Origin of the sequence: Dapis hubbardiae BLCC-M172, from assembly GCF_050016015.1 — a bacterium.
Lineage (GTDB): Bacteria > Cyanobacteriota > Cyanobacteriia > Cyanobacteriales > Microcoleaceae > Trichodesmium.
On record NZ_JBNHEQ010000202.1, the window covers coordinates 10,827 to 26,045 of the forward strand.

10 protein-coding genes are annotated in these 15,219 nt (G+C 34.1%); 8 read left to right on the forward strand and 2 right to left on the reverse strand.

What is annotated here, in order from left to right; all coding sequences use genetic code 11:
* Positions 1-533: 533 nt before the first annotated feature.
* A complete protein-coding gene (locus tag ACP6PK_RS18325) occupies positions 534-695 on the reverse strand; it encodes a hypothetical protein (protein WP_426561497.1) in 162 nt (53 codons plus the stop codon).
* A 296-nt stretch (positions 696-991) separates the two neighbouring features.
* Here ACP6PK_RS18325 and ACP6PK_RS18330 point away from each other — a divergent pair, with 296 nt between their 5' ends.
* The 6 genes from ACP6PK_RS18330 (at position 992) to ACP6PK_RS18355 (ending at position 10,854) form a co-directional block, all read left to right on the forward strand.
* On the forward strand, positions 992-2,893 hold the full coding sequence (locus tag ACP6PK_RS18330; protein WP_426561499.1) for a WD40 domain-containing protein: 1,902 nt from the start codon (positions 992-994) through the stop codon (positions 2,891-2,893).
* A gap of 866 nt (positions 2,894-3,759) precedes the next feature.
* On the forward strand, positions 3,760-5,571 hold the full coding sequence (locus ACP6PK_RS18335) for a protein kinase domain-containing protein (protein WP_426561501.1): 1,812 nt from the start codon (positions 3,760-3,762) through the stop codon (positions 5,569-5,571).
* A 330-nt stretch (positions 5,572-5,901) separates the two neighbouring features.
* Positions 5,902-6,531, forward strand: coding sequence for a dynamin family protein (locus ACP6PK_RS18340; protein WP_426561503.1), 630 nt, complete (start codon positions 5,902-5,904; stop codon positions 6,529-6,531).
* Positions 6,532-6,569: 38 nt separating this feature from the next.
* A complete protein-coding gene (locus tag ACP6PK_RS18345) occupies positions 6,570-8,399 on the forward strand; it encodes a dynamin family protein (protein WP_426561505.1) in 1,830 nt (609 codons plus the stop codon).
* A gap of 188 nt (positions 8,400-8,587) precedes the next feature.
* Positions 8,588-9,526, forward strand: a complete 939-nt coding sequence (locus tag ACP6PK_RS18350) for a hypothetical protein (RefSeq protein WP_426561507.1) — start codon at positions 8,588-8,590, stop codon at positions 9,524-9,526.
* A 17-nt stretch (positions 9,527-9,543) separates the two neighbouring features.
* Entirely contained in the window at positions 9,544-10,854 is a 1,311-nt protein-coding gene (locus ACP6PK_RS18355) for a hypothetical protein (protein ID WP_426561509.1), read from the forward strand.
* Positions 10,855-11,100: 246 nt separating this feature from the next.
* Here ACP6PK_RS18355 and ACP6PK_RS18360 read toward each other — a convergent pair whose 3' ends face one another.
* The gene (locus tag ACP6PK_RS18360; RefSeq protein WP_426561511.1) at positions 11,101-11,958 is read right to left on the reverse strand and encodes an ABC transporter permease; all 858 of its coding nucleotides are present in this window, start codon (positions 11,956-11,958) and stop codon (positions 11,101-11,103) included.
* 315 nt (positions 11,959-12,273) lie between these two features.
* On the opposite strand from ACP6PK_RS18360, the gene ACP6PK_RS18365 reads away from it, so the two are divergent.
* Together ACP6PK_RS18365 and ACP6PK_RS18370 are read left to right on the forward strand one after the other, a co-directional pair.
* Positions 12,274-12,351, forward strand: a complete 78-nt coding sequence (locus ACP6PK_RS18365; protein WP_426561634.1) for a DUF4896 domain-containing protein — start codon at positions 12,274-12,276, stop codon at positions 12,349-12,351.
* Positions 12,352-13,220: 869 nt separating this feature from the next.
* Positions 13,221-14,435 (forward strand): HhoA/HhoB/HtrA family serine endopeptidase, encoded by a 1,215-nt coding sequence (locus ACP6PK_RS18370; RefSeq protein WP_426561513.1) that lies wholly within the window; start codon positions 13,221-13,223, stop codon positions 14,433-14,435.
* Positions 14,436-15,219: the final 784 nt, after the last annotated feature.

Consider the following 15,219-nt stretch of genomic DNA (forward strand, 5'->3'; position numbering starts at 1 on the left):
ACCCGCCCCTACAGTAACGTTAATTTCGTGCTGATAACTGATAACTGATAACTGAAAAAACCCGCCCCTACAGTAACGTTAATTTCGTGCTGATAACTGATAACTGATAACTGATAACTGAAAAAAACCCATCCCGTGCAGGTAAATAGATGATTACTAACTTTACTTTTTATATAAAATCCGGTTGAACAGTTGTCATTGCGACGAAGCGGAAGCAATCTCGTGGGACCCCTGAGATTGCTATCCGTTCCGGAATGCTCCGCAAACCTTCCACTCCGTTCCAGTCGCTGCGGACGCAAGCTATAGTAATTATCGGGATTGTATATTACAGCACTTTTCAGATGGATAAACCACATCGTCATAACCAAAACCCTGTAGGGGCGATTTCCGTGCCGGAATGCTCCGCAAACCCTAATCGCCCCTACTGTGGTCTATTGAAATGAAAACCGCTGTATAGATATCCGATACTGCTGACCTTTTTCATCCTGGCACTTCTGTAAATATTCAGCTATTTCATTCTTAGTAGCAGGTAATTAAGCATGAAGATAAAAATTTTGCAGCTTTTTCTGATTCCAATCTAATAACGATCTAGTAGGAGCAATTTTTTGTAGATGTTGCTGAAAAATATTATTTACAGCGCTTTTCAAATTGATGAACCACATCGCCACAACCCAAACCTTGTAGGGACGTTGCATGCAACGTCCCTACTGTGGTCTACTGAAATGAAAACCTCTGTAATTCAACTGTTGCCCGATCGAAATTATTCATCTTCTTCTTCCACTTCTAATCTTATTTTGGATTTGTTTTTAGTAGGGCTTGAGCAACTAGCATAGATAGGGGTGAAGCCTTACTACGAGCTTTCAAAAAATAGAAAAATTAATTTATGCTTAATTTCAGCAAATCCTCACAAAAACTATTATATAGTAAGGAAAAAACTTGCAAAAATCCTGCAAATATAATCAATATAATCGTTAGCTAAAAATCTATCGGCATGAGTTATTGCCTCAACCCCAACTGTCAAATTCCCGAAAACCCAGACTCTAATAAATATTGCCAAAATTGCGGTTCAAAACTATTACTTAAAGACCGCTATCGCCCCTTAAACCTAATTGGTCAAGGAGGTTTTGGCAGAACATTTTTAGCTATCGACGAAGACAAACCCTCCAGACCCTACTGCGTCATTAAACAATTTTTTCCCGCTGCACAAGGCACAAATAATATTAACAAAGCTGCCGAATTATTTGAAAAAGAAGCTACGAGGTTAGACCAGTTGGGCAAACATTCCCAAATTCCTGAACTCATGGCCCACTTTACTCAAGATGGGCGACAATATTTAGTACAAGAATTTATCCCTGGACAAAACTTAGCTGAAGGGCTGAACATTGAAGCGCCCTATAAGGAAGAGGAAATTAGGGGTTTACTGAAAAATTTACTACCAGTGGTGGGGTTTATTCATTCTCATAATGTTATTCACCGCGACATCAAACCAGAAAATATTATTCGCCGTCAAAATAGCGATCGCCAGTTAGTATTGGTAGACTTTGGTGCTGCTAAATATGCTCTGGGTACTGCGCTCCTCAAAACAGGTACAACTATCGGCACTCCTGAATATACTGCTCCCGAACAAAACCGAGGGAAGGCAGTATTTGCCAGCGACTTATATAGTTTGGGGGTAACTTGCTTGCATCTATTAACCAAAGTTTCCCCATTTGAATTATTTGATGTGGGTGAGGGAACATGGGTATGGCGACGTTATTTACAGAATAATTCTGTGAGTGAAAAATTGGGTGATGTTTTGGATAAACTGGTAGAAAATGCAGTTAACCGTCGTTATCAGTCTGTTGATGAAGTTATGGAAACTCTAGGTGCAGATGCTCCAGTTAATTTAACTCTTATTCAAGATAAAACTGCTCTCCAAACACCAAAAGTTACGCCTGCACCTTTACCGAGTCAAACTTGGAAATGTCTACATACTCTCATCGGTCATCAAAAATGGGTTTGCTCCGTTGCTTTTAGTAAGGATGACAAAATTGTAGCAAGTGGGAGCGAGGATGAAACTATTAAGTTGTGGGAAGTCGATAGTGGTAGAGAAATATTGACTATGCGCGGACATTCCGGTTATGTCAACTCCGTTGCTTTTAGTCCGGATGGGAAAATATTAGCAAGTGGGAGTGATGACAAAACTATTAGACTTTGGGAAATTAATACGGGAAAACTGCTTTGCATTCTAGGTGACTGGGGTAGAGGAGAATATTTTGGTCATTCTGGAGGAGTAACGGCGATCGCTTTTCACCCAGACGGCAAAACTTTAGCTAGTGCGAGTAAAGATAAAAATGTGAAAATTTGGCGACTTGGGGATGATATTTATGATGCTAACTTTGGGAAGGTAATGATGACTTTGAGCGGACATTCACGACCAGTGCGGGCGATCGCTTTTAGTCCTGATGGGAAAACTTTGGCGAGTAGTAGTGAAGATAATACTATTAAAATTTGGGATTTAAGTTTAGGTAATACTGTTAAAAATCTATGTAATTATTATCAGGGAGTACATTATATTTATGCACTTGCTTTTAGTCCTGATGGGAAAATATTAGCTAGTGGCGGTCGGGATAGAAATATTAAAATTTGGCAAATAGATCGGGGTGAAATATTACAAACTTTTGAAGGACATTCTAGTGATGTTCGTCAAGTAGTTTTTAGTCCTCAAGGAGATATTATTGCTAGTGGTAGTGAGGACGGAACTATTAAAATTTGGCATAGAAAAACAGGTCGGCAAATTGGAAATTTAGAAGGTCATTTAAAATATGTTAATTCTGTTACTTTTTCTAGAGACGGAAAGAGTTTAGCTAGTGGTAGTAGTGATAATACTATTAAAATTTGGCGACAGGAGTAATAATAATTTGATAAATATTTATTCTTGAGTAGGGGGGTAGGGGAGTGAGGGAGTAGGGGGAGTAGGGGAGTAGGGGAGTAGTCATTTCAGTTATCAGTTATCAGTTATCAGTAACTCTATGAAATAGGGAGGCTTGAAATACTGAAGTTGATTTTTTTCATCCCCTTAAAAGGGGAGGCTTTAGACCTTATTTTCTGGTCAACATAAGAATAATTAAAAACCTAGTGGCTAATAATTATTAAAAAAGCTATTTGACCAGCGTTAGTTACTTATTAGCAGTTTTCACAAAGGTAGACTACAAAATTTCTTCCTTCTTCCTTTAAACCCAAATCTCTGTAGTCTAAAAAACATGAAAACTGCTATAAAAACCTACTAGCTAATAATTATCAAAAAAGCTATTTGAGCAGTGTTAGTTACTTAATAGACTTGTCGCTTTATAACTTAAAAAATCCCCAAAACCTTATTATGTAAGGATTATAGCTATTGGCAACTCAAAATGCTGGTAATTATTTTCCTGTCTAGGTTTGAGCGATTTTTTCCCTCTATTTAGCGACAACTCTAATAATTAAAGTTTCACCCAAGTATAGTATTCTTTTTTCAAATTGCATAAAATTACCAACTAAAATTGCAATCTAACCTCACTCAGAGAAGATAGCTAATATTGGATACTCAGTCACTGTTTTAAAATGTATTTTTCTATAGCGATCTAGAAATAAATTATCAGGAGTGCTGACAAAATGTTACTAACTACTAAAGCAACAAATACAATATTGGCGAAAAGAAGAAATATGATTTACTGCCTTAAAGAGAATTGCAAAAATCCCAACAACCTATGTGATACAAGAATCTGTCTCAGTTGTAGTTCTATGTTAGTACTAAAAGACCGCTATCGAGCCATCAAAATGATTGGTCAGGGAGGCTTCAGCAAAACTTATTTAGCAGTAGATGAAGACAAACCATCTAAACCACCATGTGTTATTAAACAGTTTTATTTTATATCACAAAATGATGCAGATGTAAAAAAAGCAATCCAACTATTTGAACAAGAAGCAGAAAAATTAGATAGTTTAGTAAAACATCCTCAGATAGCTGAACTATTAGCAAATTTACATGATGATTCTTGTCAATATTTAGTACAAGAATTTATCCCTGGAAAAAACTTAGCTCAAATCTTAGAAACAGAGGGAACATTTTCAGAATATCAGATTCGAGAACTATTAAATAGTCTTTTACCAGTCCTAGAATTTATTCATTCTCATAAAATTATTCATAGGGATATTAAACCAGAAAATATTATTCGTCGTTTACAATCAAATTCTGCCTATAAAACTGGATTTAGGAATCAATTAGTATTAGTAGATTTTGGTGCAGCAAAAGAGTTAACAGGTACAGCATTATTAAGAACAGGTACAATCATTGGCACTCCCGAATATGTTGCTCCAGAACAACTCAAAGGTAAAGCAAATTTTGCCAGCGACCTATATAGTTTAGGTGTAACTTGTATTTATTTACTGACCAATGTTTCCCCATTTCAACTATTTGATACTGGAGAAAATAAATGGGTATGGCGAGATTATTTAGTTGATAATCCTGTCAGCGAAAAACTGGGAAATATTCTCGATAAATTAATTGCTGAAGCGACAAATAAACGTTATCAATCTGCTACAGATGTTTTAAAAGATTTGAATTATGGGAAATTACCACTCCCACCCCCACCCACACCAAATTTACTCAAAATTTCACAGCCAAAAATTTCTCTTAAAGATACTACTCATGTACCAGGATTACATCTTCATTCTTGGGGAAAACCTCAAACTATTTCTGGTCATTTAAGCTCAGTTTCATCAGTTGCTATTAGTCCTGATAATCAAATAATTGCTAGTGGTAGTTTTGACCGAACTATTAAATTATGGAAGTTATCTACAGGAGAATTATTAGACTCTTTTGTAGCTTCTAATGTAGTGTTATCAATTGCTTTTAATTCTCAAAGTAATATCTTAGCTATTGGCAATGTTGGTGGGGTAATTAATATTTGGGATTTGGCTAAAGGTACGGTAAGTTGTAGTTTATCTAGACACTCTGATTCTATTGTTTCAATGCCAGTAGCATTTAGTCCTAATGGAGCATTTATTGCTAGTGGAAGTGACGACCGAACTATTAAAATTTGGCATCAAGAAAGTTGTCAACTTTTGTACAGTATTAAAAATTCACGGGGAATAAATGTAGTTACTTTTAGTCCTGATGGGAAAATTCTTGCTAGTGGCAGTAGCGATAATATTATTAAATTTTGGGATGTAGAAACGGGTAAGTTAATTAGTGAATTAGTTGGACACAATAGAGATATTAATACGATTGCTTTTCGTCCTGATGGTAAAGTTTTAGTGAGTGGTAGTAGCGATAAAACTATTAAATTATGGTCTGTAGAAAAATGTAAATTAATCAAAACAATTACTGGGCATTCTGATTGGGTTAGGTCTGTAATTTGTTTGGATAAAAAAACAATTATTAGTGGTAGTGCAGATAAAAGTATTAAGGTTTGGAATATGGAAACTGGAGAAGTTATTGATACTTTGACCGGACATTCTAAGGATGTAAATTCTGTAGCGATTAGTGCCGATGATAATACTATTGTGAGTGGTAGTAGTGACAATACTGTGAAAATTTGGCGGTGTGAGTAAATTCAGTTATTAGTTAGCAGTTAAATAACTGGTAATAAACAGGAAATTTGTAGGGATGTTGCATAGAACATCCTTACTTTTGTCTGCCTATAAAAAACTGCTGTAATTATATTAAAAATTGACACCACCACCTACTCATTATGATAGTTCAAATATTTTAGGATTACCAATTTATAATGGAGCTGGTGCATCGTTTATAGATTTACCACCTGCTTTAATAAGATAAGTTTTGAAGGTTAGAGGGGATGGTAGAAAAGAACTTTTTGATGGGTGGATTTAACATAATTTATGTTTTAATAGATATAGTGGGTAAATTTAGCAATAAATACCATGGATACTCAGTCAAAATTAGATAGTGCCCGAAACTTACTTGAAGAATTAGGAAATTCTCTTTCTAATATAGTGAATGCTGCACCGGAAGTTTTTGCAGATGAGACTATAAGTCGTAAGTTAGATGATTTTAATTCAGCTTATCAAGGAGCAACAAAACGTCTAGAAAATCCCAGTTTATCTATTGCTACTATTGGTACAACTTCATCAGGAAAGTCAACTATTATTAATGCTTTGATGGGTAGAAAAATTGCACCTATTGAAGCAGGAGAAATGAGTGGGGGAGTTTTAACGCTTAAACATTCTCAGGAGCGAAAGTTAATTATTGAAGAGACATCTGATGCAGTTTGGGAAACAGGAGAATGGATAGATTTAACAGATGAGGAAATCTATCAAAAAATTCGGGTAGTTATGCACAGTTACCACGAACAAAGGAAGAAAAAAGAATGTATTGCTCCACAAATTCAAGTTTATATTCCTTTGTTGCCTGCTAATGATTTAAGTTTGTCTGGTTTACCTGAAGGAATAGGAATAGATTTTTTAGATTTGCCTGGTTTAAAATCTGTACAAGACCGAGCAAATTTACAAGTTATTCAACCATTAGTAGGGAAGGCTTTTAGTTTGCTCTAGATTATTTACAGGTAGATGAACAACACCGACAGAAATTATTGGGAGAGTTAAAACGGGTTGTTGAATATTTTCAAGGGCGTACAGATTGGATGATTTTTATTTTGAATCGAGTCGATAATAGAGGGGCGGATGATTTACCTTTAGAGGTACGTTTGGAACAGTTGAAAAAGGAGATTCAACAAGAATTATATTTGCCAGAATTACCAGATGTAATTCCTTTTAATGCTCGACTTTTATATTATGCTCAATGTGCTTGGGGAGCTACAGCTTTAAGAAGTGAATCAACAGTTAGTTCAGTGGAAAGAACAAAATTTATTAAGGCTTTATTTGAAGATTGTGCCAAAGTCATTAAGCAAAATACTGATGGAGATTTAACTGTAAAAAATTGGTTTCGGGAGCGTGAAGATAATTTGGAATTAGGTAATCCGCCAGATGATTATCAAATGCGCCGAATTAGATTTTATGCTTTGAAATGGAGTGGCGGGGAGGCATTATGGAGTTGTATTAACAACAGGATTAAAGAGTCTTTTTCAGAATTAGTGATTTTGCCAGCTTTATTAGATGTATTTAATAATTTTGATGTCTTAGACGCATCTCTAAATAATTTGATTGAAATTCGCAAAATTGACAATCAAGAACAGGTTAAAACAGCAAGAGAGAAAATTACGAAAATTCGCCAAGACTTACAGAAAAATGTAAAACGAATTGGCAAAGACTTTCAGAAGGAAGTTGAAGAATATATAGAAGGATTAAAAACAGACGACCCAAAAATTAGAATTAAAATTAAACAAGATGCTGAAAAAAAAGGGTATCAGGGTTTTTCTCTAATTTTTGATGCTGTAGCAGAAGTGGAAGGAGATTTAACAAAATGTCTAATTGTACCGATGCGCGATGCTTTTGGAAATAATGAATCAGCCTATAATATTGAGGAGAAATTAAAGGAAGTTATTAATCCTGGATTAGCAAAAGATATTGCTAAGTCTTATGATAATGTGAGTCGGAGGCTAGAGAAATTTGAGAATAAATCAGATGCTTTTTATCGGAAAGTTCGTGCTGATGATGAGTCAGAAATTAAGGAATTAGAACATGATGAAAAGTACGTTAGACTGCTATATCATACAATGCGCCAAGGTATGAAAGCGAGGGCAGAATTTACTCTGCAAACAAAAGCAAAACAGTTTGAGGAGGGTTTACAATCTTTAGTAAATGATCAACTGAAAAGGTTAAAAGTTTGTCTATCAGAAAAAGAGTTAGCTGCTATTAATCTTGAGGAATTTGTTATTAAAGACCTCCGCAAAAAATTAGCTAAAAATGTTCTAACTTTACCAGAAAAGTTGTTTGAGCTTCCAGATAATATTCAACAAAATCGGACACAAGAATCAGAAGTTGTTGGTACGGAAACTTATTATGAAAATGTAACTAAAACCAGAAATGAAACTTATACTGAAGAATACAAATCTGGTTCCTGTTTAAAACAAACTAAAACCAGAACTAGAAGTCGTCCTGTAGAATATACCGATACTGAAGAAAGAACCCGTGATGTTTATGAAGATATTGAGTATATAGAACTATTTTTACCCTCTCCAAAATTAATGGGTGAACAATGGTTAAGTGGTGTTGAAAAAGGAAAAGATAGTTTGTGGGATATTTTGCGTAATTGGATTATTAATAGGTTAGATTATGTCAGTAATCTCTTTGAAGAATCGGCAATCGATATTATAAATTCAGCCGAACGAACTTTAGACGAACAGTTAAGGTTAATTGAATTAAATTTTGAGGAGCAAAAACAGTTTTGGGATAGTTTTGAAGTTGAAAAAAATCTGATTACTGAAGCTAGGAAAAAGTTAGAGAATAATTCCAGAGATTAATTAATCTGATGGTGTTGCATTGTAATGGTATTGGATTTTTCGGGAATGTTTGTTACGAGAATAGGGGGAGTATTTTGCTCCCCTCCTAGGTATTCTTTTTTCCTATATACCATTACTATGCAGGACTATCAATCTCGTTTTTTTCCGAAAATAACTTGTACTTTTATCGGCAGTTAAATTGAATTAAAATGCTAAACAATTTTACTAACACATTAGATAAGATTGCTAATAAAGTTAAGGATGAAAATCAGAAAAACAAGACTGAAGAGTTTCATTTGGTTTTAGATAATGCTGTTAGCTTTTGGTGTCAGGAGTTAGGTTTTGATTACCAGATAACTCATTATATTTGCCAAGGATACAAACAACATATTATAGAAAGTTTAATCACTTATCTTTGGGAAGAGAGTAAAACACCAAAAAAACAATCAGACATATTTGGTGTGTGTCGGAACACTATCATAGATAATCCCTTGTCTCAAAAAATCAATAGTTTATTAAGTCGAATTAATCCAAATTTTAGGACTACTAGCACAGAATTTATTGTACTAATTGCCTTTGTCATAACAGCAGTTGGTTTCTTCATTTATAAACTTAATGATTCACCCAAACCTACTCAAGAAATCAACAATACATTTTCACAAACACCCTCTCAAACATCAGATCCTAATTCCAACACAATACACCCACAAAAACAACTACCACAAACATCAGATCCTACTTCCAACACACCATCCCCACCAAAACAACCCTACTTATTAGTATTAGTTGTTTCTGCTTCCAATAAATCGCTGATTGACTCGTTAACAACCGGAGAAAAAATCAATAAAGAAAATAGCGAACAACTCTATGATGCTACCCAATACTTACGGCAAGATACCAAAGATAAACTATTACCAAAATTAACTAATCTAAATCACCAATTCAAAGCAATAGAACCCTCAGAATATGACATTTTTTTAATTACCATAGAATTAAATCAAGCCGATGAGAGATTTAAAGCTAATGTCAATCAATTAGACCGTTATGATGCTTTTAGCAACTTATACTTAACTAATGCAAAAATTCAAGAAATATCACCTCGTTTACAAATAGAAGCTTACGGAAACCTTGATGTTTATAGCCGTTAACTTTAGGAGAAACACAAATGATTATTAACACCGAACTTTTAGTCAATAACCAAGAAATTATCCAAGGCTTACTAACTGGAGAAATGACTCGTTATGGTAGCGTGATTCGATGGTCTGCTGGTACAGAAAAAGCAGGTAAAATTGTTAAACACTTAGTCGAAACACCAGGAGTTACTAACCAATTAATCAACTTACCTTTGACACCTATATCAAGTGGAAGTGGGATTATTCGTAATGGCATCAATTACCATCAATTATTAGGTATTCAACAATCTTTATCTCAAGTAATGGGATTAACTCAAATTGCTGCCGGATCTAGTATTTTAAATCTGGGAGTAAGTATTGCTGGCTTTGCTTATATGGGTTTTCAACTACATCAAATCCAGAAAAGTTTAGGTCATCTGCAACAAACAATGGAAACTGGTTTTGCCAGAGTAGAAGCTGGTTTCAAAAATCTCGACAATAAAATTACAGAAGGTTTTACAGTTGTTTTACAAGGTTTGAATCATCTAGATAATCGTTTAAATACTGTTTCCGGACAACTAGCTTATTTGTATTTATTAGTTCAAGATAGTCGGCAAAAACAAGAAAGCCTTGCCAAAGCAATTTCCAATATTCATAAAGCTATGTTAATCAAAGAAATTGCGACCTTAAATGCAGAATTAAACTACATAAAACTCTTCCCAAATGAATCGCGCAGACAAGCATTAAAAACAACTTCAGCAGTTAGATTATTTTTAGCAAGTCAAGCAATGCAGTCTACTCCAGAATTAGATGCAGAATTAATGTTAAATACCGACATTGCCATTCAAGGTTGGGCAGTAGCAACAGCAACAGAAGGAAATCTACTATTAGAAATAGGGCAACATCAAGAAGCAAAACAATTACTTGCTGAAGAAGTTCCGAAATTTCAACAAGTCGCTCAAACTTGGGGCAATGAATTAATTAATAGTAATCATAAGTCTGAATTAGCCACAGCTTACCGTTTCGCTACTGAGCCATTTCAACAATATATTACTCCTGAAAGAGTCGCTAGAATTAAACAAATTTCTCCAGGAGATGCTAACTTAAAAACTGACCAAATTCGACGACAGAAAAATGAGGCAGAAGTAGAATTAAAAATGTCTTATGCTCGAGAAAGATATAATCAAATTTGGCTAAATCAACAAATAGCTATTGCCGAATATTTAGATACCTTAAGCGAACTATCCGCAAGACTAGATAGTTTACAAGAATTTGCTGCGTTGTGCGAAAGTCAAGGAGTTAAAAGTAGTCGGGAAATTTTACCTAAGAATGTTGAATCAGGATTATATATTTTGTCTGCTTGAGTAGGTTATTAATAGATATAGCAGTCCTAAATGATTTGTGAAAAAAATTGTAGGGGTTTAATTTTCAAATTCCATTTGACTTCGGTTTGGAGACAAAACCCCTACAATAAAATATTACAGTTTAACTCAGATAAACAAGGTGTTGTGATGGAGGCGATTGCTAATTATTAATAGATATCTCCAGAAAATCAAATATTCTTTAGCTGATAGCTGATAGCTGATAGCTGAATGCTTAAAGCTATAGTATCAACTATCTTTTTTCACAGCACTTTCATGCCAATCTTTTAACAGAAAATCTGACAAAAAAGTAAACAAAACAAAGATAGCTATTCCTAAACCCGTCGTTAAAAATAAAGCAGCAAACATTCTGGGAATTTGCAAATTATAACTAGACATTAAAATCTGATAAGCAATACCAGAACGAGCGCCTCCCGTACCTGCAACAAACTCAGCAACTACTGCCCCAATTAATGCTAAACCACCACTAATTTTTAACGCTCCTAAAAAATAAGGTAAAGCACTAGGAAATCTCAAATAAATTAGAGTTTGCCAACGAGAAGCCCCATATAATTTAAACATATCGCTCAAATTTTTATCAACACTATTTAATCCCAAAGTTGTATTAGAAATAATTGGAAAAAATGCGACAATCCAAGCACAAAGAATTAATGCTGCAAAAGTATTATCTCTAAGCCAAATAATAATCAAAGGAGCAATAGCAACAATAGGAGTAGTTTGCAAAATTACCGCATAAGGAAATAAACTTCTTTCAATCAATTTATTCTGAGCAAATAACATCGAAATTAATACCCCAGAAAATACTGCTACTGCCAAAGCAACAACTGTGATTCTGATAGTAATTAGCAAAGAAGTAAATAATGAATTCCATTCCTCAATCATTGTCTGAAATACTAATATCGGTCCTGGCAATAAATAGGGAGGAATATTCATCACCCGCACCGAAATTTCCCATGTGACTAATACAATAATCCCTAAAATTACAGGAGCAATTATATCAAGAGAAAATAGCTGATTCAGGATTAGCTTTTGTGGTTTAGTTTGTGTTAATTGTTGTTTCTTATTTTTTGTAATAGCGCTCGGCATAATCTGAAATTAACTCTACTTATCCTATTTAATATAACTCAAATTATCACACTAGATAATAAAGTATTCAGCCGTTAGCTCTCAGCGTTCCTCCTTTATTCCATTTATAGGAGTTATTAAGAGCAATTAGAATTGAGGTTGAGCGAGAATTAAAAGTATAGGTAAAAGCGGACATCATCAACTAACTTTAGCTATAATATTTCATTTTAATTGCTGAATTTCGCAGTTCCGACCTAGGGGTTTAGCTGACCGCAAGCTAGCTGAATGCTTACCGAATAATTAAGGTTTAAAGCCTCTCATGATCAAGGAGAAACAATGAATTTATTTTCCTTTTATTCAATCCTCTTTCTTTTAGGGAGAAGTAATTATCAATTATCCATTATTAATTATTGAAGATAATATATTCTCTTTTCTACAGTTGAATCTTAATAAATAAATCTTTATAGGTAAGAGGTTATAAAGAAGAGAAAAAAAGTACATTAGAATAGAAAATCTAATTTTTTTGATTACTAATTATCCAGAAAAATATTATTAGATAATATATATTTTTCTCTGCCATACTCAGATAGCTTCATAGCCAATTTTTAGTATAAAATAAAAATATATCTATCTTTGTTGCTGATAATTAATCAATATTAAAAAATCTTAACTTCCTGAAGAGCCAATCTGAAACATGAGGTACTGCTCAATTATGGTTAGCACCAAAATTTATATAGTTATTTTTCAAGTAAAATAGAAAATCTTATTGATATTTGCCAGAAAGTGTGTACCTGGTTATGTAGAAGTATAATGATATTAATATAAAAATTACTGGAAACTTCCAGTCAACCTAAACAATAGCAGTTGAGCCAAACTCTCTTTAGCTTAAAATCTAATTCAAATAGGAATATTAAGATTTTGTCGATCAAAAAAATTGAGTCTAAAACCCTACCTTTTAAGGTGAAATCTTTTTGGAGTAGGGCTTCATTAATCAATAATGGATAATGGATAACTACCTCTGCTTAAAACCGAAAGGATTGAATCTAAGGAAATATTATTTCTTTTTTTATCTTGAAATAGAAGGCTTTATACCTTGATTTTTCGGTAAATCCTTTTTACAAAAACAACTTCTGACTTCTTTAATATTAGTCTTCATCCATAGTCCTCAACTGACTAAATAAATCAACAATTTACTTGTTTTTGTTCATGGGAATGTGGTAATATCCGCCCCCTTCCCTCCTATGCAAATATTTAAAAATAGGATTATCTAGCGGGAAAAACAAATGACTTTATCCTTCAAACAATTAACTCTATATTTTTCTCTATTGTCCATTGGTAGTGCCACAGGATGGTTAGGCCATGATTATATCGAAACTAAAAAATTGCTTAACCAAACTAATGTAATACCTATAGTTAAGGAACAAACACAACCATCTAATCCAATCTCTGGAAATGGCCTAGTTTCCTCCACTAACCATAATTTTATTGCCGAAGCAGTGGAAAAAGTAGGTCCCGCAGTAGTCCGTATTGATGCCGCTAAAAAGTTAACAACTCAAGTTCCAGAAGCTTTAAAAAATCCTCTATTAAAACGCTTCTTTGGGGAAAATTTGCCTGCTCCAGAAGAACGAGTTAAGCGTGGTACTGGATCTGGGGTAATTATAAGTCCTGATGGTCGCCTAATTACCAATGCTCATGTGGTTGATGGAGCAGATACAGTTAAGGTGACATTAAAAGATGGCCGAGTTTTTGATGGTCAGGTTAAAGCGGTGGACTCACTAACTGATATAGCAATCATTAAAATTGAGGCCACAGATTTGCCAGAGGTGTCCATGGGTAAATCAGAACAATTAATTCCGGGACAATGGGCGATCGCTATTGGTAATCCTCTAGGTTTGGACAATACTGTAACAGTGGGAATTATTAGTGCTATAGATCGAACCAGTTCTCAAGTGGGTATTCCAGACAAACGAGTTCGTTTTATTCAGACAGATGCTGCAATTAATCCTGGCAACTCTGGCGGGCCACTTTTAAATGCTCAAGGTGAAGTAATAGGGATTAATACAGCTATTAGAGCAGATGCTCAGGGATTAGGGTTTGCTATTCCGATAGAAACTGCAAAAAGAATTGCCGATGAATTATTTTTGTATGGGAAAGTAGAGCATCCATTTTTAGGTATTTCAATGGTTGATTTAACTCCCGAAGTAAAGGATGAAATTAATAGACAATTGGAGACAAAAATTAAGGATAATCAAGGTGTAGTAATTACAAGAGTTATAGAAGATTCTCCAGCAGAAAAAGCTGGTTTACGCCAAGGAGATGTGATTCAAAGAGTAGGGGGAGTAGCAGTTAAAAGTCCAACAGAAGTTCAACAAGAAGTAGAAAAAAGTTTAGTCGGAGAAGATTTAGCAGTAGAAGTAATTCGTAATCGAAAAATTGCCAAGATTTTAGTTAAACCTGATGCTTTTCCACAGTCATTTCAATTAGAAGTAGAAGAGTAATTGATAATTGATAATTAATAATGGATAATTGATAATTAATATATAGCAATCCTATTATGGATAATTAATAATTAATATATAGCAATCCTATTTCAGTTTTGAGATTTTGGTGGTAGGGGCGAATCGCGATTCGCCCCTACAGGAGTCAGGATTCATAATTTTCACAAATATTTAGGATTGCTATAGTCATTTGTTTGTGCAGCATTCCGCACGAAATGCTTACCCGACAATAATTAACTATTATTTGATAGTTGATGAAACATTTGATTCTCGTTTTACGTCTACAAAATATATCCTAATAAAAATAGTAGGGAGGTTTTATGGAACTTCCCTACAAAAGTTTCAGAAGAGGGTGAACTAAAATAATAAATTATGACCAATAAATAAGGTCGATACCCTCCCTTTTTAATAGGAGAAAAAAGGAAATTTCATATTTTATTGCCTTCAATTTTAGTCTGAGTTACTGATAACTGATAACCTAATAATTCATGTATTAGCATTCAGCTTTTCCTGCGGAATGCTACGCAAACAGTTGTTGAACGTAATAACTTAATATTACTAAGCATTAGTTTATGACCTTTTTCTGAATAACTTTTAATTATCGTTGGAGACTAATTCCTCCTGACAAAATAATGAGTTAATAACTCATAACTGATAACTGTTAACGCAGTTCTTCCGATAGGAGGCTAACTGATAACTGAAAAAAAGGATTCTGATGACCTTTTTTTTAATAACTTTTAATTATCGTTGGAGACTAATTCCTCCTGACAAAATAATGAGTTAA

Coding starts and splice junctions, on each gene's coding strand:
- ACP6PK_RS18370 (WP_426561513.1), top strand. CDS start 13,221: ATGACTTTATCCTTCAAACAATTAACTCTATATTTTTCTCTATTGTCC.
- ACP6PK_RS18335 (WP_426561501.1), top strand. CDS start 3,760: ATGTTAGTACTAAAAGACCGCTATCGAGCCATCAAAATGATTGGTCAG.
- ACP6PK_RS18340 (WP_426561503.1), top strand. CDS start 5,902: ATGGATACTCAGTCAAAATTAGATAGTGCCCGAAACTTACTTGAAGAA.
- ACP6PK_RS18360 (WP_426561511.1), bottom strand. CDS start 11,958: ATGCCGAGCGCTATTACAAAAAATAAGAAACAACAATTAACACAAACT.
- ACP6PK_RS18350 (WP_426561507.1), top strand. CDS start 8,588: ATGCTAAACAATTTTACTAACACATTAGATAAGATTGCTAATAAAGTT.
- ACP6PK_RS18330 (WP_426561499.1), top strand. CDS start 992: ATGAGTTATTGCCTCAACCCCAACTGTCAAATTCCCGAAAACCCAGAC.
- ACP6PK_RS18355 (WP_426561509.1), top strand. CDS start 9,544: ATGATTATTAACACCGAACTTTTAGTCAATAACCAAGAAATTATCCAA.
- ACP6PK_RS18365 (WP_426561634.1), top strand. CDS start 12,274: ATGAATTTATTTTCCTTTTATTCAATCCTCTTTCTTTTAGGGAGAAGT.
- ACP6PK_RS18325 (WP_426561497.1), bottom strand. CDS start 695: ATGCAACGTCCCTACAAGGTTTGGGTTGTGGCGATGTGGTTCATCAAT.